Source organism: Methylobacterium sp. WL12, assembly GCF_008039475.1.
Taxonomy (GTDB): Bacteria; Pseudomonadota; Alphaproteobacteria; order Rhizobiales; family Beijerinckiaceae; genus Methylobacterium; species Methylobacterium cerastii.
This window is the reverse complement of sequence record NZ_VRUW01000039.1, coordinates 18,488-43,717: the sequence shown is the minus strand read 5'-3', so window position 1 is coordinate 43,717 and position 25,230 is coordinate 18,488. Positions and strand designations below refer to the sequence as shown.

The window sequence follows — 25,230 nt, the reverse complement described above, 5'->3', positions numbered from 1 at the left end:
CCGCACGATGATCATTCTGGTGTGGACGCAGGGCGCTTTGTCGACCGCACAGGCCGATTTGGGATTGATCCTTTCCCTGTCAGCACGCCGCAGCACGACGTCGGGCCGCCGCAGCACGACGTCGGGCTAGAAAAGCATCTCGTCACCGCAAAACATCCAGATCGGCGCACGGTCATCCCCTCGGTCAGCCGGCCTTCAGGAAGACGACGCGACCGAAATACAACGCCGAGCCTCCACCGAACGCTTACCGACCGCCTCGCGCACGCCTTCTGCAATTGATTGCACGAAGGATCGCTCGCTGGGGCTGATTGAGAAGGCAAGGGCCCGGGGGCCGGATCGGGCTTGCGCTCGTTCGGCATCACGTTGCAGCTGCAACATGACCGTATTCGATCGAACGACGATGATCCTCGGGAGCTAGGTTCCGTACGATGGAAACATCATCGGTTTCCCAGCTACCGATCTGATGCAACGGCGCAGTGCTGCGGCGTTGCCTTCACGATCAGGCGGGGACGGGGGCTCTACCAATTGCGTCGCCCGCAAACCGGCGTACGAGATCCGCGAAGCGAGCCGAAACCCGCAGGAGAGGCGAGCGCCACAGGCCGTAGCCGTCGTCGCACAGGGGGTCGTTGACCACGGGACTGCCATCGTTTCCGACGAGGACGTTACCGATGTTTGGGTCGAGGCTCTGGGGCGACACGGCCCGCAACGCGGCAACATAAGCCTCGTAGCCAGGCCACGCGGTCCTGAACGCCTCGCGGATGCCGTCGAAGCTCGGATGGTCGACCCGCGGCTCGTGCGCCGGCCATTCGGTCTTGAACCGATCGCGCACACCCTCATCCATCGCAATTCCTGGATGGTCCGCGATGACGGCGTGGGCGTAGGCCAACCACCATGTGTCGTGGGCGGGATTGGACAGTCGCGAGCCCACTGTCATCAGTGCACCGCAGCGGCTGACGTGCATGTCGTGGATACGCGGTGCATGCGGTCCGTTCGAACCAGCGAACCCTTTGCGGAGCAGAGCCGCATAGTCACCGAAGCCATCGGCCTTTTGTGCAAAGCGCACGACAACGTCCGGGTGGTCCTGATGCGCATGGACGGTGCCATGGTACCCAAAGCCGATCTCGGACCAACCAGTCGCTATGAGGGCCGCATAGGCCTTTGCCGCCGACCGTTCGGCGATGCCCAGCGCGGCAAGTGAAGGACTGGATGCATCGACCTGGTTTCTGAACCCAAACATCGCATCCACTCCTTCCTGCCAATCCACGATCCGACGCGACGCGCTCCAAGAAGCCGCATAGGTGCAGCGTCGAGGAGGGACCAGACGGGCGTGTCCGGCAAAGGTCGAAGTGACCCTGTCGATGTCGGGAGCAGAGTGACGCGCGTGTCACTCCACTGTCATGGAATGACCTGCGCCCTCGGAAAGTTCAATCCCTAAGGGGGCGTTAAATCGGCGGTCGCGAGATGAGATCCGCTCCGACCCATCGTTCAGCGAACGTGGTCCATCCCAGCCAGAAGCCTTCGAGCTTGGGCCACATCTGCTTCGCTCAGGCCGAACTCCGCAATCGGCCGGACGTGCCGGCCTACGTGAGCGGGACCGACCGCGACGTCGTCGAGTACGAGGTAGTCCGTGATGCGGTTCCGAGCCGCATGCTCGGCAATCTCGTCGCCACGCCCAGCTCGCTCGGCCGGGAGCATACCGCCCGTCTCAGCATTTCGGCTCGTTGGTAGGATGGCGGTCCGCCAGTCTGGGTGGAAGCAGGTTTCGGGAAGGCCGGCTTTCACTAGGGTCGGACGGCAGTCGTCGACGCGCCACGTCGATGAGACGACCACTTTGGCATCGAACTCTCTCACCAAGCCGGCCACGAGGGCGATCTGGGTCGGGTTGAGCCTGTCCTTGCCGGCCTGCTGTTGGTAGCCGACCGTCGTCACGACGCCATCGACGTCGAGATAGATCGTCAGCGGTGCCGCGCCTCTATGCTCGTTCAAGAGGCCAACCTCGCCTGGTGCAGCAACCCTGCATCTGTCGCGGACGCCTACAATGCGTTGCTGCTACCGTCCAGCACGCTGCTGAAGAGATAGTCAGGCTCAGGGCGCGCGACATTAATTGCACCAGCGGCCAGCCACTCCCGCAATTTCGTCCAGCGCCGCTTCGCGCTCCCGCCGCGAACTGCCATGCCTATGGCCTTGCGCTGGCCGATCAGCACGACGAGCTGCTTGCCACGTGTGACGCCAGTGTAAAGCAGGTTCCTCGCCAGCATGTTGAAGTGCTGCGTCACGATCGGGATCACCACGGCGGGATACTCCGAGCCTTGGCTCTTGTGGATCGTGGTCGCGAACGCTGGCACCAGCGTGTCGAGCTCGCCGTAGGGATAGATGACCTCGCGCCCGTCAAAGGTGACGATCACGGCGCCTTCCTCCTCGTCGATGCGCGCCACCATGCCGAGATCGCCGTTGAAGACGTCGCGGTCGTAGTCGTTCTGGGTCTCCATCACCCGGTCGCCAGGGGCGAAGCGCCAGCCAAAGCGCTCGATCTGCTGAGCCGGGTTCGGGTTCAGCACGCGCTGCAGCTCGTGGTTGAGGTTGCGCGAGCCGAGCGAGCCACGCAGCATCGGCGTCAGAACCTGCACGTCCCGGGTCGGATCGAGCCCGAAGGAGCGCGGGATGCGCTTGGTTACGACCTCGATCAGCTTGGTGACGCCGACCTCGGGATCATCGATCTCGATCATGTAGAAGTCGGCCTTCTCGCCGGGTTGTGGTCGCTCTGGCATCTGACCTTGGTTGATGCGGTGGGCGTTGACGATGATCCGGCTCTCGGCCGCCTGCCGGAACACCTCCGTCAGCCGCGCCACTGGCACGCGGCCTGAGGTGATGATGTCGGCCAACACCTGGCCTGGGCCGACCGAGGGAAGCTGATCGACGTCGCCGACGAGGAAAAGCCCTGAGCGCTCGGGCACGGCCTTCAGCAGGGCGTTCATCAGCGGCACGTCGATCATCGAGCACTCGTCGAGCACGAGCAGGTCGCAGTCGAGCGGGTTCTCCTCGTTACGCGAGAAGCCGCCGCGCTTCGGATCAATCTCCAACAGCCGGTGGATGGTCTTGGCCTCGAGCCGGGTCTGCTCCGTCATCCGCTTGGCGGCGCGACCCGTGGGTGCCGCGAGCAGGACCTTCACACCCTTGGCCGTGAGGATGCGCAGCAGCGAGTCCAGGGTGCTGGTCTTCCCCACGCCGGGACCGCCGGTGATCACGCAAAGCTTCGAGACCAGCATCAGGCGGATGGCCTCGCCCTGCGATGGCGATAGGGTCTTGCCGGTCTTGCCCTCGACCCAGGGCCGCGCCTTGTCGAGGTCGATGCTGGGCCACGGTGGTGAGCCGCGAGCCCGGATGATGAGCCGCTCGGCGATCGCCCGCTCGGCGGCGTGCAGGCCCTTCAGGAAGACGCAGGCCTCGGCCTCGACCGTGTCGGCGATGATCTCCTCGCCGCGCGCAAGCTCGTCGGCGACGGCGGTGCGGACAAGAGCGATGTCGACCTCGAGGAGCTTCTGGGCCAGCACGATCAGCCGCTCGATCGGCAGGCCGCAATGTCCTTCGTCCATGGCCGTCTGCAGCGCGAACGACACGCCCGCCCGCAGCCGCTGCGGTGCTTCCTTCGTCAGCCCGAGACGCATGGCGATCGCGTCCGCCGTGCGGAAGCCGATGCCGCGGATGTCGCGAGCAAGGCGGTAGGGGTCCTCGGTCATCACTACGATCGACTCGTGGCCGTAGGTCTTGAAGATCCGCACCGCCCGCGCCGTGCCGACGCCGTGCGCGTGCAGGAAGATCATGATCTCGCGCACCGCCTTCTGCTCAGCCCAACCGGAGACGATACGAGCGGCCCGTGTCGGGCCGATGCCGGAGACCTCCTTCAAGCGCTCAGGATCGGCTTCGATGACCTCGAAGGTGGCCTCGCCGAACAGCGCCACGATGCGCTTGGCCATGGCCGGGCCGATGCCGCGCATGTAGCCAGACGCGAGGTAGCGCTCGATGCCCTCGACCCCAGTCGGCGGTGTTGCCTTGAGCGTGTCGGCTTTGAACTGAAGCCCGTGCTGCCGGTCTGTGAACCAGATCCCGGTTGCCGTGATCCACTCGCCGGCGGCAATCGCAGGTGCATGGCCAATCACCGGCACAAGGTCGCGCTTGCCCCGCGCCTGGACCTTGAGCACGCAGAAGCCAGTGTCGGCGTTGTGGAAGGTGACGCGCTCGATCGTGCCGGCGAGCGTCTCGATCGGTGCGCTACGATCCAGTTGCTGCGGCGTCGACCTCTGGCTCATCGTTCACGCCTACACCCTCCTCGCACGACATTCGCCTTATGCTCGCAGCGGCCGCTATGCGACCACGGGCCAGACGACGCGTTGCCCTGCGTCTTCGCATCCACTCATTACAACGCATCCAAGCCCAAAGACCTGCGTTCATTGACGGATCTAATGGAGCTCGGTCGTAGCGAGCAGCCCGGAGTTTTCGAAAGGAACTTTCCTGATCCATGGAGCGCGAATGCATCGTCATCGGCATCCACGGTCTGGCGAACAAGCCGCCCGCCGACGAGAAGACGCGCTGGTGGAAGGCTGCCATCGCCGAAGGTATCGCTCGTAACCAAGGCATCGCCGCCCCGGAGTTTTCGTTCGACTTCGTCTATTGGGCTGACCTTCGCTACGACGCCCCGCTCTCCGAGGATGGCAACCATGAGCCATATCGGCCGTACGACGGTACGGGGCCACTGCCTGGAGGAGAGAAGGCACCGGCGCTCACCACTAAGGACGTGATGGCACCTGTCTACGCCGCGATCGACGCAGTGGAGGAGGCGACAGGCGTTACCCTTGCGGATGATGCCATTCTCGAACATCGCTTCGACGACCTATGGCATTATCACGCGGAGCAAGACTTCACTCGTCAGGTTCGCTCTCGGCTGGTCGAGCGCTTGAGGGCATTCCGAAGCCATCGCATCCTCCTCGTCGCGCACTCGATGGGGGCGGTCATCGCCTACGACGTGTTGCGGACACTGGAGCGAGACGACCCCTCGCTGCGGGTTGACCATCTCGTTACGGCAGCGTCGCCGCTCGGCCTCGCAAAGGTGAAGCTCAAATTCGAGGCGGAACACGGCCCTCTTCGCGTGCCGAACAACGTCTTGGCATGGACGAACCTCGCCGATGGCGAGGACGTCGTTGCCATTATGGGTGCCCTGGACAAGGACTACGCAGCGAACGACGTCGGCATTGGAATCAAGGACCAGCGGGTGGTCAACGCCTTCCGGCGCCCTGATGGGGAGCCGAACCCGCACAAGTCCTACGGCTACCTTCGGACCCCTGAGTTCTCGAGCCTCGTCTCACCTTATGCCATCCGTAGGCACGAAGCCGTCCAGGCCGCGGAACATTCTTGAGAGTCTTCACGGACCTCCCGGCTACAGCTGGCTTTTGCGCCTAGCGAGACGAAGCAACCATCAGCATCGCCTGGAGGATCGCCAGCGCGGCCCCTCCAACGTGGCGCACGGTATCGCTTGAGCCCTCAGGCACGCCGCCTACGTGATCGGGGGACAGCATCAGCGCCTCTCCGGTACGCCTCCGGTGAGGGCCGCGGTCGAGGGCATCGCGCTCTGCGCTGAAGTCTGACCTTAATGCTGGCGTTAAGGTCGGCGGGTCGGGGTGATGCGGGTCGAACTCCTGGAGAATGCCGAACGGCGGCGGTGCTGGTCGTTCGACGACAAGGCGCGGATCGTCGAAGCCTCGTACGAGGCCGGGGTGTCGGTGTGTTCGGTGGCGCGCCGGCACGGGATCGCCCAAGGCCTGCTGTTCACTTGGCGGCGTCAGGCGCGGGAGGGCCGTTTGGGCGGGGACGCGCAGGCCCCGGTCCTCGTGCCCGTCGCGATCGCCCCGGAGCCGTCACGTCCTGTTCCCGCTGCGCAGTCGGATGATCCGCGTGCTCCAGCGCCGCCGCGCCGGCTTCGTCGCAAGAGCGGCGTCATCGAGATCGATCTCGGCGGCGGTCGGCGTCTCACGGTCGACCGGGACGTCGACGCCGGAGCTCTGCGTCGGGTGCTCGATGCCCTGGAGGGCCGATGATCCCGCTGCCGGCCAACGTGCGGGTCTGGTTGGCGACCGGCCACACCGACATGCGCAAGGGCTTTTCCAGCTTGGGGATGATCGTCCAGGAGACGCTGCGGCGCGATCCCCATTCCGGGCACCTGTTCGTCTTCCGCGGCCGGCGCGGCGACCTGATCAAGGTGATCTGGCACGATGGCCAGGGCGCGTGCCTGTACACCAAGCGGCTCGACCGCGGTCGTTTCCTGTGGCCGTCGGTGGCCGACGGTGCCGTGACGATCTCGACGGCGCAGCTCGGCTACCTGCTCTCGGGCATCGACTGGCGCATGCCGCAGGAGACGTGGCGCCCGAGTGCGGTCGGATGAGGATAACGCGTTACAAAGCCTGAGCAATATGCTCTTCTCTCAGGCGTGCCGAACGCGTCCGAGCCCCCGCCGCTCCCCACCGATCTCGCTGCCGCCCACGCCATGATCCTGGCCGAGCGGGCGGCGCGGCTCGTGTCCGAGATCGCGGTCGAACGGCTGAAGCTGGAGGTTGCCCGGCTGCGACGGGAGCGCTTCGGGGCCTCCTCGGAACGCAGCGCCCGGATCGACCAGCTCGAACTCGTCCTGGAGGATCTGGAGGAGACGCTGGCCGAGACGGACGCGCAGGCGGTTGTCGAGCCCGATGCGCTCCCCGGTGTAGCTTCCTCGCGGCGCAAGCCCGCTCGTCGACCTCTCCCCGAGCACCTGCCGCGCGAGCGCATCGTCCATCCCGGCCCGACGACCTGCGCCTGTTGCGGCGGGGCACGCCTACGCCACCTCGGCGAGGACGTCACCGAGACCCTGGAGCGGATTCCGGCGCGCTGGGTCGTGATCCAGCACGTGCGCGAGCGCTTCTCCTGCCGCGACTGCGAGACCATCGCGCAGACCCCGGCTCCGTTCCATCCGATCTCGCGGGGCCGGGCCGGGCCGAACCTCCTGGCCGAGGTGATGATGGCCAAGTTCGGCCTGCACCTGCCGCTGCATCGCCAGAGCCAGCGCTTCGCCCATGAGGGCGTGCCGATCGACGTCTCGACCCTGGCTGGCTGGGTCGGGGCCGTCACCACCGCCCTGTCGCCTTTGGTCTCTCGGATCGAGGCCCATGTTCGGGAAGCCGACCGCCTCCATCTCGACGACACGCCGGTGCCGGTTCTGGCCAAGGGCAAGACCCGCACGGGCCGGCTCTGGACGGTGGTGCGCGACGACCGCCCCTTCGGTGGACCCGAGCCGCCGGCGGCGGCCTACTTCTACTCTCCCGACCGCTCCGGCGCGCATGCCGAGACCTGGCTCGGCGACTTCCACGGCATCGTGCAGGCGGACGCCTTCTCGGGGTTCGGCCGCCTGTACGAACCCGGCCGCAAGCCGGGTCCGATCCACGAGGCGGCCTGCTGGGCCCATGCCCGACGCAAGTTCTTCGAGCTGGCCGATCTGAAGAAGGCTCCGATCGCCATCGAGGCGGTGACGCGGATCGATGCGATCTTCGCCATCGAGCGCGCCGCCAATGGTCTTGCCCCCGATGAACGCTGCGCGCACCGCCGCGCCCGCTCGGCTGCTCTCGTCACCGACCTGGAGACGTGGCTGCGGGAGAACCGCGCTAGACTCTCGGCCAAAGCGCCCACGGCAGCGGCGATCGATGACCTGCTCAAGCGCTGGACCGCTTTTACCCGGTTCCTCGACGACGGGCGCATCTGCCTCTCGAACAACGCCGCAGAACGCTCAATCCGTCCCATCGCGGTGGGCCGCCGCAATTGGACCTTCGCCGGCTCGGATGCGGGCGGCCATCGCACGGCTGCCCTCTACACGCTGATCGAGACCGCCAAGCTCAATCGCATCGACCCGCAGGCCTGGCTCGCCGATGTGCTCAGGCGTCTGCCCGACCATCCGGCCCGGCGTATCGACGACCTTCTGCCCTGGAATTGGACCCAGCCTCAGCCACGGCAGATCGCCGCCTGACACCCGGTTAGAACCACAACCGCGGCCTTCACCGAAGGCGTACCCTCTCCGGCTCCATGACTAGCCTTAGTCACGACCCGCCAGTCCGGAAGTGCGCAGGCCACTGCGATCAACGCCGCCTCAGTCCACGCTTTAGCATCCATGAGGACGGCGAACCGACCTTTAATGTCGGGATGCTGCTTGCCGGTGGTGGCGAACCACACCTCGGCGAAGAGCTCACGCGACGGGGCCGGCGCATCCGCCACCCGCTCGATCAGGCTGTTAAAGCGGGCTGTGTGATCCATCCTGACCTCGGAGTGCAAAAGCTCTGCGGTGCTGCCCATTCGACGGGTAGGGTCCTCCGCTTGAGTCAACGTGAAACGAGCGACGGAATGAACACCGCCTTCATCCTCATGGCTCAGTACGGCGCGACGGTGGTGATCCCGATCGAATCCGTGTGCCGGGACTACTTCTCTCACCTCTCGCCCGAGAACCCGACGCGCAAGATCTCCGCGGGCGATCTCGACCTGCCGCTCGTGCGAATGGACGACGGGCACAAGTGCGCGAAGGGTGTCGCGCTGGTCGACCTCGCCGCTTATCTCGACCGCCGCATGGAAGCTGCCCGCAAGGAATGCCGTCAGTTTTGCGGCTGAAGAGGCCTACACCCGGACCATCGGCTTCCGAGCGAGCACCAGCGGAGGAGAGGCGACCGTATCCCGAGCGCCGCCTACCTGATGCGCCTGCCGGCCGGCGACCGCGCCCTGCGCCTCCGGCGGCTTGGGCAGTGGCACGGCGAGCGCCTTGCGGTGTTCACCGCCTCCGGGTCGAAGAACGGCGCTAGCCGCCACCGGAAGCGCCTGCGCATGGTGGTCTCGGTGGTAAAGCAATGCGAGATCGATATTCGCAACCTTACAAATCGCGCGGAGGCAGTTGAAGGCTTATGATGTAATGCATATAAGCTTTTGCGAATTCTGTTCTAGCGTAATACGGGATCCCACCCACATCTGCGCTGCTTGTGAGCAGGTCAACGTCGAGAAGAAATTTCAACCAGGAGTCAAATCCAAATTCTTCATAAGCTTTTGGGTACTGCTGGACCGTTGCTAAAAACATATCCTTTAGGTCTGGAAGCGAAATACGACCTCCAAGCATGTTGGCTCGAACAAAAGCATTTAATTGGCTTCCAAAAATAATGCGATGAATGCGCTCAAACTTTCTTTCTGTGGCCGCTATCGCATACAGCCGCATAGCAGCTTCTTTTTGCATCAACGCATCGTCGGCAAAATCTTTTTCTATTGTTTTCTTTAGATCAAAAAATCGGTCATATATATTTCATTCAATGGACTGGCCTGTTTGATTTTGCCGTCCTCTATTTTCGGCTGTGATGCCTCGGGCGGCGCCGCCTGAATATTGGCCTGAAGTTCTGTTTTGACACCAGAAGCCGAGGCTTCTGCTTTAATTATTCTTCTGATGAAGTCAGAAATTGATTGCTTGAAATTGAAGACGGTGAAAAAGGTGAGGATCAGGACCGCTATGGGCCAAGCCACGGCCTTAAGGACTGCTGCGATGCCAACCAAATCGCACAATTGCTGTGTTCCATCCGTGTTGCACGGACCAGCCTACGCCCTGCCGTAAGCCGTTGTAAACGTTAGGTTCGTGTTGCACGCAGTTGCAACACTAATTCAGCTGATAGCGGGCATGAAAAAACCCGCCAAGTCATTGACCGGGCGGGCTAAAATGGTGGTGAGCGCGTTGGGGTTCGAACCCAAGACCTACAGATTAAAAGTCCGTTGCTCTACCAGCTGAGCTACGCGCTCGCGTCCGCCGTGCGGTCGGCCGCGCGGGCCGGCCCCGGGGAGGCGTGGGTGGAATAGGGGAGGCCGCCGGACGGGTCAACATGGGGGTTACGCCGAACGGCGTCGCATCCGTGCCGCGCGGGCGCCATGGTCTGCTGGCATCGGCGGTCGGACGCCCGGATGTCGGGCCGGAACGTCAGCCGTGATCCCTCCCCGCCCTGCCCCGACCTCGCCTGCCCGTCGCTGGCCTCGCTTCGCCCTCGCCTTCGCCCTTGCCGCCCTCGGGTTCGGCCTGGCCGCGATCGGTTTCGTCGCGGCGATGGACCCTTACGGCCTGCGCGCGAGCCCCGGGCGGCCGGGCGCGATCATGGATCGCAACCAGCGCTTCATGTACCCGCGGATCGCGCGGGCCGGCGGATACGACGCGGCGGTGTTCGGGACCTCGACGGCGCGCCTCCTCGATCCGCACGACCTCGACCGGGCGTTCGGGGTGCGCTTTGCCAACCTCGCCGTCAACGCCGCGACGCCGGACGAGCAGCGCGCCCTGGCAACACTGTTCCTGCGCCGGAACGCCGTGCGCGCCGTGCTGTTCGCGCTGGATTCCACCTGGTGCGCCGTCGCCCCGCCGCGCCGCACCGCGCACCCGTTCCCGGACTGGCTCTATGCGGAGGGCGCCCCGTGGGGCTGGCTGCGGCAGGTGAACGGGCAAAGCCTCGGGATCGCGGCCCAGGTCGCGCTCCACCGCCTCGGCCTCGCGCCGGCCCGCATCCGCGGCGACGGCTTTTCCGTGTTCACGCCGCCGGAGGCCGCCTACGACCCGGTCCGCGCCGCGCGCCACATCCACGGCGGCGGCGGCCCGCTCGACCCGGAGTCGGGCATGGGGCCGGCGGCGCGGGCGGGCGACGCCGCGCCCGACGCCATTCATGACGCCATGCCGATGCTCGACGTCCTCGACGGGCTGCTCGCCGCGGTGCCGGAGGCGGCGCGCAAGCTCGTCGCCTTCATGCCGGTCCACGTGGCGGCGCAGGCGCCGGCCGGCACGCCGGATGGGGCGCGCGAGGCCGCCTGCAAGCGCCGTGTCGCCGCGATCGGCAAGGCGCGGGGGGCGGTGGTGGTGGATTTCCGCCTACCCTCGCCGATCACCACGCGCGACGAGAACTATTGGGACGCCCTGCACTACCGCCTACCGGTGGCGGCGCGCGTCGTCGCGGGCCTGCAGGCGGCGGCCGAGGCGGGCGCGGACGCCCCCGACGGCAGCTACCGGGTGCTGGCGCATCCGTGATGCGCGAAAGGGCTTTCAGCCGGCGGCGTCGCGCTCGGCCCTGGCCCAGCCCGCGCGGGTCTCCTCGCAGAACGCGTCGAGCCGGCCCTCCGTGATCGCCACGCGCATCCCCGCCATCAGGTCCTGGTAGTAGGCGAGGTTGTTCCAGGTCAGCAGCATCATCCCCAAGATCTCGTCGGAGCGCACGAGATGGTGGAGGTAGGCGCGGGAGTACGCGCGCGACGCCTCGCACGCGGAGGCCTCGTCCAGCGGCCGCGTGTCCTCGGCGTGGCGGGCGTTGCGCAGGTTGATCCGGCCGTGGCGGGTGTAGGCGAGGCCGTGGCGGCCGGCGCGCGTCGGCATCACGCAATCGAACATGTCGATGCCGCGCGCGACCGAGCGCATCAGGTCGTCCGGCGTGCCGACGCCCATCAGGTAGCGCGGCTTGGTGCTCGGTAGGTGCGGCTCCACCGTCTCGATCATCGCGAGCATCACCGCCTGCGGCTCGCCGACCGCGAGGCCGCCGATTGCGTAGCCCTTGAGGTCGAGGTCTGCCAAAGCCCGGGCGCTCTCGATCCGAAGCTCCGGCACGTCGCCGCCCTGCACGATCCCGAACATCGCCTTGCCCGGCTGCTCGCCGAAGGCGGTGCGGCAGCGCTCGGCCCAGCGCAGCGACAGGCGCATCGCCTTCTCGATCGCCTCGCGCTCGGCCGGCAGGCGCACGCACTCGTCGAGCTGCATCTGGATGTCGGAGCCGAGCAGGCCCTGGATCTCGATCGAGCGCTCCGGCGACATGTGGTGGGCGGTGCCGTCCACATGCGAGCGGAAGGTCACGCCCTGCTCGTCGAGCTTCCGCAGCGCGGAGAGCGACATCACCTGGAAGCCGCCGGAATCGGTGAGGATCGGCCCGTCCCAGCGCATGAAGCGGTGCAGGCCGCCGAGCCGCGCTATCCGCTCGGCGCCGGGGCGCAGCATCAGGTGGTAGGTGTTGCCGAGCACCACGTCGGCGCCGAGGTCGCGCACCTGGCTCGCATACATGGCCTTGACCGTGCCGGCGGTGCCGACCGGCATGAAGGCCGGCGTCCGGATTTTTCCACGCGGCATCGAGATCGCGCCGGTGCGGGCTTGCCCGTCGGTGGCGTGGACGGCGAAGGCGAAGTCTGTGTCGGACATGGCGGGGACGGCTTCCAGATGCTTTCGGATCGCACCTCTCTCCTTCTCCTCGACCGGTCCCTCCGTCATCCCGGGGCTGCGCAGCAGAGCCCGGGATCCAGAGCCGCCGACGATGCCAGGCTGGAACACGACCTGCGGTTCTGGATCCCGGGCTCGCCTTCGGCGCCCCGGGATGACGGGGAGGGTCTGGAAGCGGAGTCTAAGAGATCGGCGCGTTCGGCGACCTGCTTGCAGGGATGGGAAGAGGCGCGTTCGGCAAAAACCCTATCAGACCGGGGCGGGAAACAGCAGGCTCGAATCGCCGTAGGAGTAGAACCGATAGCCCTCCGCGATCGCGTGGGCGTAGGCGGCGCGCATGGTGTCGAGGCCGGAGAAGGCCGAGACCAGCATGAACAGGGTCGAGCGCGGCAGGTGGAAGTTGGTCATCAGCGCGTCCACCGCGCGGATGCGCGTGCCGGGGGTGATGAAGATCTCGGTCGGGCCGGCGAAGGGGTGGAGCCGCCCCTCCGCGTCGGCGGCGCTCTCCAGCAGGCGGAGCGCGGTGGTGCCCACCGCCACGATCCGTCCGCCGGCCGCCCGCACCGCGTTGAGGGCGTCGGCGGTCGCGGCATCCAGGATGCCGACCTCGGCGTGCATGCGGTGGTCGGCGGTGTCCTCGGCCTTGACCGGCAGGAAGGTGCCGGCCCCGACATGCAGGGTGAGCGTATGGCGGCCGATCCCGGCGGCGTCGCACCGCGCCAGCAGGTCGTCGGAGACGTGCAGGCCGGCGGTGGGGGCGGCGACGGCGCCGGGGTTGCGGGCGTAGACCGTCTGGTAGTCGGTGGCGTCCCGTGCGTCGGTGGGGCGCTTGCCGGCGATGTAGGGCGGCAGCGGCAATTCCCCGACGGCGGCGACGGCCTCGTCGAGGGCCGGCCCGGCGAGGTCGAAGCGCAGGGTGATCTCGCCCCCCTCGCCCTTGGCCGCGACGGTCGCGTCGAGGCCGCCGCGTTCGCAGGGCTCGCTGGCCCCGTGCCGGCCGAAGGCGATGCGGTCGCCGACGGTCAGGCGCTTGGCCGGGCGCGCGAAGGCACGCCAGAGATCGGGCGCCTCGCGCAGGTGCAGCATCACCTCCGTGCGCTGGCCCGGTGCGCCGGGACGGGTGCGGATGCCGTGGAGGCGCGCCGGGATCACCTGCGTGTCGTTGAAGACCAGGGCGTCGCCCCGGCGCAGCAGGCCCGGAAGGTCGGCGACGCGCGCATCCTCCAGCTCGTCGCGGTGAGAGCCTCCGCCGGGGCGCACGACGAGCAGGCGTCCGGCGCCGCGCGGCTCGGCCGGGCGGAGGGCGATGCTGGCCTCGGGCAGGTCGAAATCGAACAAGTCCACGCGCATGGGGCCGGCACCTGCACCGCCCCGCGCCGGGAATCAATCCGGGCGGGGGCAATCGCTTGGTAGCGCTTGCCCTCTTTTTCTTCCGGCCTCAATCGCCGGCGCCCGCCTCCGCGGGCTTGGGCTTTCGCTCCGCTCGACGCTTTTCAGAACCGAGGTCCTGAAAAGCCCGCTCTGCGGGGCGCTCTTCGCGCCCTGAAGCCGCCGAAAGCGGCTTCAGCGATCACCCTGCGTCAAGCGAAGCGGCGGCCATCGATGCGGCGGAGGGCGGGGAACCGCGTCCGACCGCCCTCCGTTCACGGCAGGCGTCGATCCCGCTTTGCTTCCCGACTCGGAGCCTCCATGCCCTGGTACGCCGTGCGCCCCCGCGATCCCGCCGACCCGCGCTGGCCTCTGCCGGGCAAGCCGCAGATCGTGCTCAAGGGCGCGGACCCGGCCGAGGCGCGCGAAAAATTCGAGCAGGCCTATCCGAGCACGCCCTTCGGCACGCCGTCCACCCCGGTGCCCGACGGCGCCGGCAGCTTCGAAGGCGACGCCGAGGCGCTGGTCGTCGAGGAGACCGCGGAACCGACCCCGCCGCGTTGAGCGTTCTCGGATATCGGGCGTAGGCCCTTTCCGGGCGGAGGGACGGATGACGGCGCAGGCGGAGCGGACCACCCTCGACGGGCAACTCGTCGGCTACTGGGCGCGGGAGGCCGCCCGCCTCGAGGCGCTGGCCGCCGCGGCCCGGTTCGGCTGGCAGAAGCGGCGCTTCCTGCGCCGGGCCGCAGACGCGCGGGCCCGGGGGGCGCAGAGCGAGGCGCGCGAGACCGCCCGCGCGAGTAGAGCCGCCTCCCCCGCCTGATCACAAGATAGCTTCGGCTAAGTTCCTTGCCCCGGCGTGCAAGGTGTGCAGCAGCCTCGAAGCTGTGCTGTGGCCTTGAACCTTTGCCGTGGCCTTGCGGGTGGGCGGTCGACTAGAGCCGCCGGGTCGTTTCCCCGGACCCGCCATGAGCCGCACCCAGAAAGCCGCCCTCGCCAGCGCCGTCGTCGGCCTTGCGGTCACGGGGCTGAAATTCCTCGCCTACTGGCTCACCGGCAGCCTCGCGCTGTACTCGGACGCGCTCGAGAGCATCATCAACGTGGTCGCGGCGCTGAGTGCGTTCGTCGCCCTGCGGGTGGCCGGGCTGCCGGCCGACGAAGACCACCCCTACGGCCACCACAAGGCGGAGTTCTTCTCGGCGGTGATCGAGGGATCGCTGATCATCGTCGCGTCTCTGCTGATCCTGCGCGAGGCGTATTATGGCATCCTGGCGCCCAGGCCCGTCGACGCCCCCGCCATCGGCCTCGCCATCAACGCCGTCGCCACGGCGATCAACGCGGTGTGGGCGTGGGCGCTGCTGCGCTGGGGCAAGGCCTGGCGCTCGCCGGCCCTGGTCGCAGACGGCCGCCACGTGCTCGCCGACGTGTTCACCTCGGGCGGCGTGCTCGTCGGCGTGGTCCTGGTGCTGGTGACCGGCATCCCGGTGCTCGATCCGGTGGTCGCGGGGCTCGTCGCCCTGAACATTCTCTGGTCCGGCTGGAAGATGGTCCGCGAATCCGTCGACGGCCTGATGGACCGGGCCGCGCCCGGCGACATGGTCGGGCAGATCCGCTCGCTGATCTCGCTCCACGGCGAGGGCGCGCTGGAGGCGCACGACGTCCGCACCCGCTACGCCGGTCAGGCGACCTTCATCGACTTCCACCTCGTCGTGCCCGGCGAGATGAGCGTGCGCGAGGCGCACGAGATCTGCGACCGGCTCGAGGACGCGCTGGAGACCACGATCCCCGGCGCCGTGGTGGTGATCCACGTGGAGCCGGCCGAGCACGCGAAGTTCCGCGGCGTGCCGGTGCTCTGAGACCGCGTCTCGAGACCAGGAATCCATGAGGTCCGGCGGATGACCGCCCCGCCGTCGCGGGGCGCGTCGGACCCACCGCATTCCGAGGCGACGCCTGCCGGCCGGAGCGTCTGCGCATTCTGCCACGCCTCCGGATCAATGCAACTTATGGTGGGATAGGACCCAGGGGTTTCAAAGTTCGTTAACCAGGTTCTCAGATTGTACCGGGTGCCACGATACGTTCACAGGTTGTTATCGAACGGAACGTGGCCGAGCATGGTGCGGCTGAAGGCCTATGATGGTGTGTGCTTCTCCTGTCGATCGCAATGCCGGCCGGCGCGGCCGGCGGGCGGCCCGCCTCGCGGTGTCGCTCGCCTGCGCGGCCGCCCTGTCCGGGTGCATGGCGACCCGCGCGCGGCAGGCCGCGCCCTCTGCGCTCGGCGACGTCGCGCGGACGGGCTCCATCCCCGAGGCGCCGCCGGCGGTCGTCGCCGCGGCGCAGGAGGAGGTCGGACGCACCATGCGCCTCGGGCTGATGAACTACCGCCTCAACGTCGGCGACAACCTCGAGGTCTCGCTGCTGATCGATTCCAGCGTGGTCCAGCCGACCTATCGGCTCAACCCGAACGACGAGTTCGACGTCGATTTCCGGACGCACCCTGAATACAACCGAACGGTTGTGGTCCGGCCGGACGGGCGGATCTCGCTGCCGGGCAAGAACGGCATCATGGTCGCCGGCCTGTCGCCCGAGCGCGCCGCCACCCTGATCCGCGAGACCTACGACGACGTCCTGATCAACCCGGTCGTCACGATCCTGCTGCGCAAGTTCCGCACGCCCATCGACGACTTCCGCGACCTGACCCAGCGGTCCGACATCGGCCGCGTCAAGCTGATGGCGATCGAGCCGGACGGCAAGATCAACCTGCCGATGGTGCCCCCGGTCCAGGCGGCCGGCCGCACCGTCAACGAGGTCTCGGCGGCGCTGTCCGCCGCCTACCGGCACCACCTCGCCTCGGTCAGCCCGAGCGTGCGGCTGGCCTCGCTGGTTCCGGCCAACACCATGGTGTTCGGCGAGGTCCGGGTGCCCGGCCCGGTCACCCTGTCGGGGCCGCGGACGCTGGCCCAGGTCCTCGGCACCGCCGGCGGCGTCCTGCCGACCGCGGCCGGCGAGGCGGTGCGGATCATCCGCTTCGACGCGGGCGCGCAAGGAACCGTGCAGGTCGTCGACATCAGCGTGCCGGGCCTGGCCGACTCGATCGTCGTGCCGCCGAACGCCACGGTCTACGTGCCGCCCTCGGTGCTCGCCAAGACCGCGCGCGCGGTCGACCTCGTGGTCCGCCAGATCCTGCTCTTCAACGGCACCGGCTTCGGCGTGAACTACATCACCGGCCCGTCCGCCTCGACCTCCACCAGCACCACGGCGAGGGCAGCCCTATGAGCGGCACCGAGACAGCCCTCGACCCGCGGGGCTTCGAGCGGCATGGCTTCGAGCGGCATGGCTTCGATCTGCGCGACGGGCTCGGCGCCCTGTTCCGCCACGCCCGCCCGGCGCTGCTGATCCTGGCCGCGGCCCTGGTCGGGGCCGGGATCTACCTCCTGCTGACCCCGACCGAGTACACCGCGGACGCCAAGCTCATCATCCGCCTCGGGCGCGAGAAGTCGGCCGCCCCGATCAATGGCGGCGCCAACCAGAACTACATGTTCTCCGAGCGCGCGCAGAACGTGAACAACGAGATCGAGATCCTGCGCGACCCGAGCATCGTGCGCGGCGAGTTCGAGGCGCTGAAGCGCATCATGCCGCTGGGCGACCTCGGTCCGTCCCCCGAGGAATGGGGCGCCTGGCTCGTCTACCAGGGGCGCCAGCTCGTGCGCGCCGCCAAGGCGGTCAAGACCTGGGTCGTCGACACCCTTCGGATCCCCTTCGAGGCGGTCGGCCTGCTGCGCCACCTCAGCCCGGACGAGAAGCTCTACGAGGCCTACCTCGCCTCCTTCAAGGTCGTGTTCGTCAAGGAGACGGACGTGATCGTCACCGGCTTCACCTGGACCGACCCGACCTTCGCGGCGGACGCCCTCAACCGCCTGCTCGACGCCTACAAGCGCCGCCACGTCGAGGTCTACGCCGACGAGACGCCGGCCTCGTTCTACGCGGGCAAGCTGGAGCGCGCCCGCGCCGAGCTCGCCGCGATCGACCGGCAGCTCGGCAAATACCTCAAGGGCGCCAACACCGCGAGCTTCGCGATCGAGCAGCAGAACGACCTCGGCACGCTGGCCGACCTCGCCCGCCAGAAGTCCGCGGCGCAGATCGAGCGCGAGGGCGTCGAGACCCGCCTCAGGCGCACCAAGGAATCCGGCCCCGACCGCTGGCAGCCGACCCCGGCGGACGCCGACCCGACGGTGGCCGCCTTCGACCAGCGCTTCGCCGAGCTGCGCACCCGGCGCTCGGAACTCGCCACGCGGTTCCGCCCGGCGGCGCCCGAATTCGCGAGCCTCGACCGCGACCTCACCGAGCTCGCCCGGCAGAAATACCGCGCGCTGATCAGCGCCGACACCACCCGGCTCGCGGTGCTCGCGGAGAAGATCGCGGCGATCTCCAACATCGAGGCGTCGCGGCGCCAGGCGGCGATCGGCCAGAGCGACGCCTCCCTCGCCTTCGGCCGGCTCGGCCAGCAGAAGAGCCTGCTCGGCGACGAGATCGCCCAGACCCAGCGTCGCATCGACGAGCTGACGACCGGGACCGGCCTGGATTCGCAGTCCGTCACCTCGTCCGCGCTCGTCGCCCGGGCGGTGCCGCCGCGGCTGCCGAGTGGGCCGAACCGCCTGCTGATCCTCGGGCTCGCTGCCGGCCTCGGGCTCGTCGCGGCTCTGGCCTACGTCGCGCTGGCCGAGATCCTGGCCCAGACCTACCGCAGCGCGTCGGACGTGGCGCGCTCGCTGGGGGTGCCGGTGCTCGCCGCCCTCCCCTTGCGCGACGAGGGCCGCGCCGCGCCGCGGCGCTCCCGCGCCCCCGGCCTCCGTGGAGCCACCGCATGATCGCCGCCACTTACGATCCGGCGGTGCCCGACCGCGCAGTGCTCGAGCCGGCCCTGGTGCAGCTCAACCGGCGCGAGGGGCCGCCGCTCCGGCGCATCGGCGTCACCGCGGTTCAGGCCGGCGACGGCGTCACCTCGCTCAGCCGCCAGCTCGCTGGGCTCTATGCCCGACGCGACCTCGACGTGGTGCTGATCGAGGCGAACTGGGCCAAGCCCGCGCTCGCCGCCGCCTACGGCCTTGCGGGCAAGCCGGGATTCGCCGACATCGTCGTCGGCGCGGCGGCGCCCCTGGACGGCGTCCACCCGGTGGCCGACGGCTTCCACGTCGTCCCCGCCGGCACCGCCGCCGCGATCCGCGAGGCCGGCCTCGACGACGCCCGCGTCGAGGCCTTCCTCGGGCTCGTCGACCAGCGCTACCACCTCGCGATCCTCGATTGCGCGCCGATCGGGCAGATCGGCGACACCGCGGCGCTCGGCCCCCTCGTCGACGGCTTCGTCGTGGTCGTCGGGGCCGAACGGACCCGGCGGGTCGTGGCCGAGCAGGCGATGCGCGACCTCGACGCCGCGGGCGGCACCGCCCTCGGCGTCGTCCTCAACCGGACCCGGCGGCCGATCCCCGACTGGCTCTACCGGCGGCTCGGATGAGGCTCGCGCTCCGCACCCTTCCGCCGCTGGCGATCGGCGCCGGCGCCGCAGCAATGGCCGTGTCGCTGGCGAACGCGCCGCCGAAGTTCGCCGTCGTCGGGCTGGTCGCGCCGCTCGGCGGCCTCGCCGCCCTGATCCTGGGGCAGCGCGTCCGGTTGACGCCGTTCCTGCTCGTCGCCTTCGCGGTCGGGCTCACGGTCAAGCTCGACGTCAGCGTCTTCCAGCACTTCGAGGCGGTCGGACAGTACCTGCCGAGCATCGGCGGCGGCGCCGGGCTGACCGTCAGCGTCGCCTTCCTCGTGGCGCTGACGCTGATCGCCTTCCGGCTCGTCGGGATCGGCGAGGCCGGCCCGCAGCGCGTGTCGCTCGATCCGCCCCTGGTGCTGACGCAACTCGCCTTCATGGCGGCCGGCGTGCTCTCCCTCGTGAACGCGGGCGACCCGACCTACCTGTGGTTCGACGAGTGGCGTTTCCTCACCCTGCTCGTCGTCTCGGTCGCGATCGCCAACCTCGGCCCGCAAGACGTCCGCACCCTGGCGCTGGCGATCTGCGTCCTATGCTTGGTCCAGACCGCGGCGGCGGCGGTGCAGTACGTCACCGGCTCGGAACTCGGCCTCGGAGTGCTCGGCGAGGAGCAGATCGTCGAGGAGAACATCAACTTCCAGGCCCAGCGCCGCGCCGCCGGCTTCAAGGTCCACCCGAACATCCTCGGCTACTATTACGAGGTGGTGTGGCCGCTCGCGCTGGCTCTGGCGCTCTCCCACGGCCCGGCCTGGCTGCGCCTCGTCGGGGCGATGGGCGCGCTCTCGGCGCTCAGTGGCGTGGTGCTGACCCTGTCGCGGGCCTCGTGGCTCACCTACCCGCTCTCGGCGTCGCTCGTCGTGCTGCTGGTCTACCGCGACCGGCTGCTCTCGCGGGCGAGCCTGGTCGTGGCGGGTCTCCTCCTCGCCGTGGGCGTCGTCGCAGCGATCGTCGTCGGTCCGATGATCTGGGAGCGGCTGTTCGCCGACGACGGCGGCTCGGCGGCGCAGCGCGGCCCCCTGAACGCGGCGGCGCTCGCGCTGTTTTCGCAGTTCCCGATCCTCGGGGTCGGATTGAACAATTTCGGCAACATGTTCGCGACGCTGGACCACACCGGCCTGTCGCGGCTTGCCGGCCTGTTCGACCGCTCGAACCACGTCGTCCACAACCTCCACATCCTCGTCCTCACCGAGGTCGGGATCGTCGGATACGCCGCCTTCGCCCTGGTCTTCGGGATCGGCCTGTGGCGCGGCTTTTCCGCGGTGCGGCGCGCGCCGGTCGGCGACCCCCTCGCCGCGATCGCCGGCGCCTCGGCGATCGGGCTCCTCGCCCACCTCCTCCACGGCCTCGTCGACCCCGGCTTCCGCCTGAACCTCGGCATCGCCGAGCTGCTCTACACCGCGCTCGGGATGATCGCGGCGGTGGCGGCGGCGCAGCGCGCCGGCCGCATCGCCGCCCTCACCGCACCGAGCGCGGGTCCCTTCTCCCAGGGGGAGCAGGACAGGATGAGGGGCGTGACCTTTCCGGATGACGCACGCCCCTCACCCCAGCCCTCTCCCGCTGGGAGAGGGAGTCGCGGCGTGGCGTCCCGCGCCAGATCCCAACGAAGAAGCGCGAGCTTGCGATGACCCCCGCCCTCAGCGTCCTCGTCGTCACCTACAAGTCCGGCGCCGACGTCGACACCTGCCTCGCCCTGCTCGCGGCGAGCCGGATCGACCGTCCCTACGAGGTGATCGTCGTCGACAACGCGTCCGGCGACGGCACGGCCGAGCGGATCGCTGCCGCCTGGCCCGACATCCGCGTGATCGCGGAGACGACGAACCACGGGTTCGCCGGCGCCAACGCCATCGCCTACGCCGCGGCCCGCGGCGACGCGATCCTGCTGCTCAACCCGGACGCGTACCTGCGCGACCCGGATGCGGTCGCGGTGGCGCTCGCCCACCTCGACGCCCACCCCCAGGTCGGCGCCGTCGGCCTGCGCCTCGTCTTCGAGGACGGGCGCCATCAGGTCGGCGACGCCGGGTTCGAGCCGCGCCCGCTCACCGTCGCGGTACACGCGGCCGGTCTGTCGGGGCGGTTCGGCCTGCGCGGGGTCTACCTGTCGGGCGGCCAGGCGCGAGCGCCGGGGCCGGTCTCCGTCGACTGGCTCTGCGGCGCCTTCCTGATGTTGCGGCGCGAGGCGGTGGAGGCGATCGGCGGCCTGTCGAGCCCGCTGTTCCTCTACGGCGAGGACGTCGACTGGGGCTGCCGGGTGCGCGACGCCGGATGGCGGGTCGAGTACCTGCCGGACCGCAGCGTGGTCCACCTCCAGGGCGGCTCGGGGAGCACCCGCTCCCCCCGCTGGCTCGACGGGCTCGCCGGCGTCTATCGGCTGCGCAACGGGGGGCGCCGGCTGTCCTCGCCGGCCTTCTTCGCGGTGCCGCTCTGGCTCGGGTTCACCGCGCGCGCGGCCGTCTACGGCCTGCTCGGCCGGCTGCGGCGCCGGCCGGACCTGTTGGGCAGGAGCCGCGACATGAAGCGGTTCGCGGACCACCTCGCAAATATAGAAACCACGAAGGCGCTGTAACCGCTCAGCGCTTTCGGATGAAGACCATGTGATAGCCCTTGAACGGACCCGGCGTGAGCCGGAACAGCAACTCCCAAAACTTGCCCAGGACGATGTTCTCGCCATGATAGAACGGTTGCCCGTCGAACGCGTAGGTGAAGTGCTCGAACCGGTCAGTTGGGAAAAGCCGCTTCCGCGCCGCCTCCGTGTTCATCGTGTAGAGCGGCACGAACGAGTCGATCTCGACGCGGCGTGGCTCGACCAGGCGCAGCACCCGGGCGTGCAGCCGCTTCGGGACCAGCCGGGCTCCGACCCCGACATAGCCCCAGCGGTTGGGCGTCCAGGCGCAGAGCCAGCCGCCGGGGGCGAGGATGCGGCCGAGCTCCTGCGCCGTCCGCTCGGGCGTCTCGATGTGCTCCAGCACCGAGAAGGCCGAGATCAGGTCGAAGCTGGCATCGGGGAAGGGCAGCAGCCCGTCGTGGCCGACGAGCTTGACGGCGTCCGCCGTCTCGTTTCCGAGCACCGCCTCGTCGACGTCGCAGGCGGTGACGTGGGCGCAGCGCCCGCGGAAGTCCCCGAGCTGGCGGCGCAGTGGAACCGGGTCATGGCTCCACTTGCCGCGCCCGGCGCCGAACTCCATCACCCGCATGTCGGGGCGCAGCAGCGTGTTGACGCGGACGATGTACTCCATCCGGTGGTCCTGCCGGGAATAGCCCCCGGCTCCCATCTCGCGAAAAAGCCGCTCCTCGACGGTGACCGGCTCTCGATGGGGCATCGCGTCCTGGCGCAGAAGGGTGTCGTGGCCCATGAATCGTCCTCCTCAAGCGATGGGGTGGTGGGGACGCGCCGCGTGCGGGCGTCCGATGGCGGGCGGCACGCCGGCGCAGCGCGCCCGGCGGTGGCGATCCTCGGCACGCGGGGCGTCCCCGCGGCGCATGGCGGCTTCGAGACCCTGGCCGAACGGCTCGCGCTGGAGCTGGTCGCCCGCGGCTGGCGGGTCGAGGTCTACTGCCAGGTCGACCGGCCGACCGCGCCCTCGACCTGGCGCGGCGTCGATCTGATCCCGGTCCAGGCGTCGGGCGACGGCCCGCTCGCCACGATCCTGTTCGACTGGAAATGCACCCTGCGGGCGGCGTTCCGCCCCGCCCTGCCGCTGGTGCTCGGCTACAACACCGCCGCGTTCTCCCTGCTCTACCGGCTCACCGGAAAGCGCAGCGTGATGAACATGGACGGGATCGAGTGGCGCCGCGACCGCTGGTCGAGGCCCGCCAAGGTCTGGTTCTGGCTGAACGAGCATTGCGGCAGCCTGTTCTCGACGCACCTCGTCGCCGACCATCCCGAGATCGCCCGGCACCTCGCCCGCGTGAACGCGACGCGGCGCATCACCACCATCGCCTACGGGGCCGACCCCGTGGCCGACGCGCCGGCAACATCGCTGGCCGCCCTCGGGGTGGAGCCGCAGCGTTACGGCTTGGCCATCGCCCGCATCGTGCCCGAGAACCTCGTGCTGCAGGTGGTCCGCGCCTGGAGCGAGGTGAGCCCTGGCCTGCCCCTGGTGGTGCTCGGCAAACTCTCGGAGGCGGACGCCTACCACCGGGCGGTGCGCGCGGCCGCCGGGCCGGACGTGATCTTCGCCGGCGCGATCTACGAGGCGGACCGCGTCGCGGCTTTGCGCCGGCACGCCCGCTTCCACATCCACGGTCACACGGTCGGCGGCACCAACCCCTCGCTGGTCGAGGCGCTCGGCGCCGGTTCGCCGGTGCTCGCCCACGACAACGTCTTCAACCGCTGGGTGGCCGGACCCGACGCCGCCTTTTTCGGCGACGAGACCGAGTTGCGCCATGGCATCGTGCGGCTCGCCCGCGCCCCGGCCGGGCAGCTCGCGGCGATGTCGTCCGGCGCGCGGGCACGTCACGCCGAGGCCTTTGCCTGGGACGGCATCGTCGACGCCTACGAGCGGGTGTTGCGGGCGCAGCTCCCCGAAACCCGCGCCCGCCGCCGGTCCGCGGCCCGCGTCGAGGTCGCGGGCTGAGGCCACGGGATGGCCCCCGGCCCGGTGATAGAGGTTACGGGGGCGTCTCATGCGGCGCTCCTGTCCCGGGCGGGCCCGGAGGCTTGCGCGATCGTGATGTCTTCGGCGAGCACAGGATCCGGCTCGCGGGTCGGGACGCTGGTCTGGCGCAGGCGCTGGACCGATACGGTCCCGGTCGGGATGTCCCGCAGGGTGGCGACCCCGACGCCGACCATCGCCCCGTCGCCGACCGTCACCGCCCCGAGGACGAGCGAATGGGCGCCGACCACGACGCCGTCGCCGAGGCGCGGCGCGTCCGCGGGGAACGGGTCGGCGGCCAGCACCGGGCGCGCGGGCGCGACCACCACCGCCGGCAGGATCACGAGGTCGCGCCCCGCCGTGCCACAGAAGCCGATCCGGGCCGGGTGGGGCACGAACAAGCCGGGGCCGATCCGCGATCCCGGGTGAAAGGAGGCGCCCGTGAGGCGCGTCGACAGCCCGGCGACGGCGGCAGCGCTCCGCCGCCATCCGCGCAGGTGCAGCAGGTGGGCGACCCGGTGGAACGCGGCGCATTGCATTGCCGGCAGCAGCACCATCATCGCCGCGCGCGCGCGCGACATCGGCCTGTCGCCGCTGATCTGGCGCACGATCCGCGCGAGGTCGGCGGCCAGCATCCGCCGCATCACCGCCGGGCGGGCGTGGTCGAGGTCCGGTTCGGGCAGGGGCCGGGCGTCGCTCACGACGCGACGCCCCGTCCCGGCAGCGCACGCCAGTCGGTCGGCGCCAGGTCGGTGTCGGGTTCGATGTCCTTGAGCACGAGGCAGCGCGGCCCGACACGGGCGCGGTCGCCGATCAGCACCGCGCCGAGCACGATCGAGGCCGGCTCGAGGACGACGTCGTCGCCGAGGCGGGGCAGGCCGGGGCCGCCGCCGACGTCGCGGTCCGGCGTCTTGTAGAGGCCGCCGATTGAGGCCTGGAAGCCGAAGGCGGCGTCGCGCCCGACGGCGCCCGCGATGATCGTGCCGTAGGGATGGGGCAGGAACATCCCGCCGGCGATCCGGGTCGAGGGCGGGATGTCCGAGCCCGTCAGCCAGCCGTTGACGATCCAGAGCAGCCACGCCGCCATCCGCCAGCCGTTCTCGTGGGCGTAGCGCGACATCCGATAGAGCCAGATCGCCTGGTAGCCGCGGCGCAGGCGCACCGGCCCGGGCATGCGGCGCGCCCAATGCGCCCGGTCGGCGCGGAGCGCCGCGCGCGTCTCCGCCCAGGAGATCGCGGCGACGCCGCCTGGATCGGTTCCGGCGAGGTCACGGGCTGCGAGCACGTCGGCTGACTTGGGCATGCCACTCTCTTTACGGTTGTATAATACTTATAGACGCAACCATAGGGCGTGTTCGCGGTATGCCCGTCCGGGCCGTGCGATCCTACAATCGTAGGTAGCATTCTTCCGGCGAAAATCACCGAAAGATGCGTATGGTGGTGAATCGAACCGACACGGGCCAAGACCGGAG

General features: G+C 69.2%; 26 protein-coding genes and 1 tRNA gene. 15 read left to right on the top strand and 12 right to left on the bottom strand.

What is annotated here, in order from left to right; genetic code table 11:
- Positions 1–499: 499 nt before the first annotated feature.
- From FV226_RS15610 to FV226_RS15600, 3 genes are all read right to left on the bottom strand, one after another.
- On the bottom strand, positions 500–1,264 hold the full coding sequence (locus FV226_RS15610) for a hypothetical protein (RefSeq protein WP_187278770.1): 765 nt from the start codon (positions 1,262–1,264) through the stop codon (positions 500–502).
- Between the two features lie 221 nt (positions 1,265–1,485).
- Positions 1,486–1,986, bottom strand: coding sequence for an HAD domain-containing protein (locus tag FV226_RS15605; protein ID WP_147763627.1), 501 nt, complete (start codon positions 1,984–1,986; stop codon positions 1,486–1,488).
- A 47-nt stretch (positions 1,987–2,033) separates the two neighbouring features.
- The gene (locus FV226_RS15600; protein WP_147763626.1) at positions 2,034–4,307 is read right to left on the bottom strand and encodes an ATP-dependent RecD-like DNA helicase; all 2,274 of its coding nucleotides are present in this window, start codon (positions 4,305–4,307) and stop codon (positions 2,034–2,036) included.
- 209 nt (positions 4,308–4,516) lie between these two features.
- Between FV226_RS15600 and FV226_RS15595 the strand changes: the two genes are divergently transcribed.
- From FV226_RS15595 to FV226_RS15580, 4 genes are all read left to right on the top strand, one after another.
- Complete coding sequence (locus tag FV226_RS15595) at positions 4,517–5,410, top strand: lipase family protein (protein WP_147763625.1); 894 nt, start codon at positions 4,517–4,519, stop codon at positions 5,408–5,410.
- A gap of 265 nt (positions 5,411–5,675) precedes the next feature.
- Positions 5,676–6,089, top strand: a complete 414-nt coding sequence (locus tag FV226_RS15590; RefSeq protein WP_147763624.1) for a transposase — start codon at positions 5,676–5,678, stop codon at positions 6,087–6,089.
- Positions 6,086–6,433, top strand: coding sequence for an IS66 family insertion sequence element accessory protein TnpB (tnpB, locus tag FV226_RS15585; RefSeq protein WP_147763623.1), 348 nt, complete (start codon positions 6,086–6,088; stop codon positions 6,431–6,433). Before FV226_RS15590 ends, tnpB begins: the two co-directional genes overlap by 4 nt.
- Positions 6,434–6,535: 102 nt before the next feature.
- Positions 6,536–8,041 carry an IS66 family transposase gene (locus tag FV226_RS15580; RefSeq protein WP_210246522.1) on the top strand — a complete coding sequence of 502 codons (1,506 nt, stop codon included), beginning with the start codon at positions 6,536–6,538 and terminating at the stop codon, positions 8,039–8,041.
- Here FV226_RS15580 and FV226_RS15575 read toward each other — a convergent pair.
- Positions 8,017–8,325 carry a hypothetical protein gene (locus tag FV226_RS15575; protein ID WP_147763621.1) on the bottom strand — a complete coding sequence of 103 codons (309 nt, stop codon included), beginning with the start codon at positions 8,323–8,325 and terminating at the stop codon, positions 8,017–8,019. The two genes, FV226_RS15580 and FV226_RS15575, sit on opposite strands and share 25 nt — an antisense overlap.
- A gap of 87 nt (positions 8,326–8,412) precedes the next feature.
- Here FV226_RS15575 and FV226_RS15570 point away from each other — a divergent pair, with 87 nt between their 5' ends.
- Complete coding sequence (locus tag FV226_RS15570; protein ID WP_147763620.1) at positions 8,413–8,673, top strand: pyocin activator PrtN family protein; 261 nt, start codon at positions 8,413–8,415, stop codon at positions 8,671–8,673.
- A gap of 256 nt (positions 8,674–8,929) precedes the next feature.
- Here FV226_RS15570 and FV226_RS15565 read toward each other — a convergent pair whose 3' ends face one another.
- The 3 genes from FV226_RS15565 to FV226_RS15555 form a co-directional block, all read right to left on the bottom strand.
- On the bottom strand, positions 8,930–9,283 hold the full coding sequence (locus FV226_RS15565) for a hypothetical protein (RefSeq protein WP_147763619.1): 354 nt from the start codon (positions 9,281–9,283) through the stop codon (positions 8,930–8,932).
- 38 nt (positions 9,284–9,321) lie between these two features.
- Positions 9,322–9,603, bottom strand: a complete 282-nt coding sequence (locus FV226_RS15560; protein WP_147763618.1) for a hypothetical protein — start codon at positions 9,601–9,603, stop codon at positions 9,322–9,324.
- Positions 9,604–9,758: 155 nt separating this feature from the next.
- Positions 9,759–9,834 (bottom strand) — tRNA-Lys (locus FV226_RS15555).
- A 181-nt stretch (positions 9,835–10,015) separates the two neighbouring features.
- Between FV226_RS15555 and FV226_RS15550 the strand changes: the two genes are divergently transcribed.
- Positions 10,016–11,095 carry a hypothetical protein gene (locus FV226_RS15550; protein WP_147763617.1) on the top strand — a complete coding sequence of 360 codons (1,080 nt, stop codon included), beginning with the start codon at positions 10,016–10,018 and terminating at the stop codon, positions 11,093–11,095.
- A gap of 15 nt (positions 11,096–11,110) precedes the next feature.
- On the opposite strand, the gene tgt is transcribed toward FV226_RS15550, so the two are convergent.
- A complete protein-coding gene (gene tgt / locus FV226_RS15545) occupies positions 11,111–12,247 on the bottom strand; it encodes a tRNA guanosine(34) transglycosylase Tgt (RefSeq protein ID WP_147763616.1) in 1,137 nt (378 codons plus the stop codon).
- A gap of 267 nt (positions 12,248–12,514) precedes the next feature.
- Entirely contained in the window at positions 12,515–13,615 is a 1,101-nt protein-coding gene (gene queA, locus FV226_RS15540) for a tRNA preQ1(34) S-adenosylmethionine ribosyltransferase-isomerase QueA (protein ID WP_147763615.1), read from the bottom strand.
- Positions 13,616–13,954: 339 nt separating this feature from the next.
- Here queA and FV226_RS15535 point away from each other — a divergent pair, with 339 nt between their 5' ends.
- The 8 genes from FV226_RS15535 to FV226_RS15500 all read left to right on the top strand — a co-directional run bounded on the left by FV226_RS15535 (position 13,955) and on the right by FV226_RS15500 (position 21,729).
- Positions 13,955–14,197: a hypothetical protein gene (locus FV226_RS15535; protein WP_147763614.1), complete on the top strand. Its 243-nt coding sequence runs from the start codon at positions 13,955–13,957 to the stop codon at positions 14,195–14,197.
- A 46-nt stretch (positions 14,198–14,243) separates the two neighbouring features.
- On the top strand, positions 14,244–14,456 hold the full coding sequence (locus FV226_RS15530) for a hypothetical protein (RefSeq protein WP_147763613.1): 213 nt from the start codon (positions 14,244–14,246) through the stop codon (positions 14,454–14,456).
- 145 nt (positions 14,457–14,601) lie between these two features.
- Positions 14,602–15,489: a cation diffusion facilitator family transporter gene (locus tag FV226_RS15525; protein WP_147754572.1), complete on the top strand. Its 888-nt coding sequence runs from the start codon at positions 14,602–14,604 to the stop codon at positions 15,487–15,489.
- 343 nt (positions 15,490–15,832) lie between these two features.
- Entirely contained in the window at positions 15,833–16,906 is a 1,074-nt protein-coding gene (locus FV226_RS15520; RefSeq protein WP_246691615.1) for a polysaccharide biosynthesis/export family protein, read from the top strand.
- On the top strand, positions 16,903–18,498 hold the full coding sequence (locus FV226_RS15515; RefSeq protein WP_147763611.1) for a lipopolysaccharide biosynthesis protein: 1,596 nt from the start codon (positions 16,903–16,905) through the stop codon (positions 18,496–18,498). Before FV226_RS15520 ends, FV226_RS15515 begins: the two co-directional genes overlap by 4 nt.
- Positions 18,495–19,142, top strand: a complete 648-nt coding sequence (locus FV226_RS15510) for a CpsD/CapB family tyrosine-protein kinase (protein ID WP_147753573.1) — start codon at positions 18,495–18,497, stop codon at positions 19,140–19,142. Before FV226_RS15515 ends, FV226_RS15510 begins: the two co-directional genes overlap by 4 nt.
- On the top strand, positions 19,139–20,791 hold the full coding sequence (locus FV226_RS15505) for an O-antigen ligase family protein (RefSeq protein ID WP_147763610.1): 1,653 nt from the start codon (positions 19,139–19,141) through the stop codon (positions 20,789–20,791). Before FV226_RS15510 ends, FV226_RS15505 begins: the two co-directional genes overlap by 4 nt.
- Positions 20,788–21,729, top strand: a complete 942-nt coding sequence (locus tag FV226_RS15500) for a glycosyltransferase family 2 protein (protein WP_147763609.1) — start codon at positions 20,788–20,790, stop codon at positions 21,727–21,729. The genes FV226_RS15505 and FV226_RS15500 overlap by 4 nt, the downstream gene beginning before the upstream one ends.
- A gap of 4 nt (positions 21,730–21,733) precedes the next feature.
- On the opposite strand, the gene FV226_RS15495 is transcribed toward FV226_RS15500, so the two are convergent.
- The gene (locus tag FV226_RS15495; RefSeq protein WP_238272757.1) at positions 21,734–22,516 is read right to left on the bottom strand and encodes a class I SAM-dependent methyltransferase; all 783 of its coding nucleotides are present in this window, start codon (positions 22,514–22,516) and stop codon (positions 21,734–21,736) included.
- A gap of 42 nt (positions 22,517–22,558) precedes the next feature.
- Between FV226_RS15495 and FV226_RS15490 the strand changes: the two genes are divergently transcribed.
- Positions 22,559–23,740, top strand: coding sequence for a DUF1972 domain-containing protein (locus FV226_RS15490; RefSeq protein ID WP_246691614.1), 1,182 nt, complete (start codon positions 22,559–22,561; stop codon positions 23,738–23,740).
- A 47-nt stretch (positions 23,741–23,787) separates the two neighbouring features.
- On the opposite strand, the gene FV226_RS15485 is transcribed toward FV226_RS15490, so the two are convergent.
- Positions 23,788–24,459, bottom strand: a complete 672-nt coding sequence (locus FV226_RS15485) for a serine acetyltransferase (RefSeq protein WP_187278769.1) — start codon at positions 24,457–24,459, stop codon at positions 23,788–23,790.
- A complete protein-coding gene (locus FV226_RS15480; RefSeq protein ID WP_187275208.1) occupies positions 24,456–25,061 on the bottom strand; it encodes a serine acetyltransferase in 606 nt (201 codons plus the stop codon). The genes FV226_RS15485 and FV226_RS15480 overlap by 4 nt, the downstream gene beginning before the upstream one ends.
- Positions 25,062–25,230: the final 169 nt, after the last annotated feature.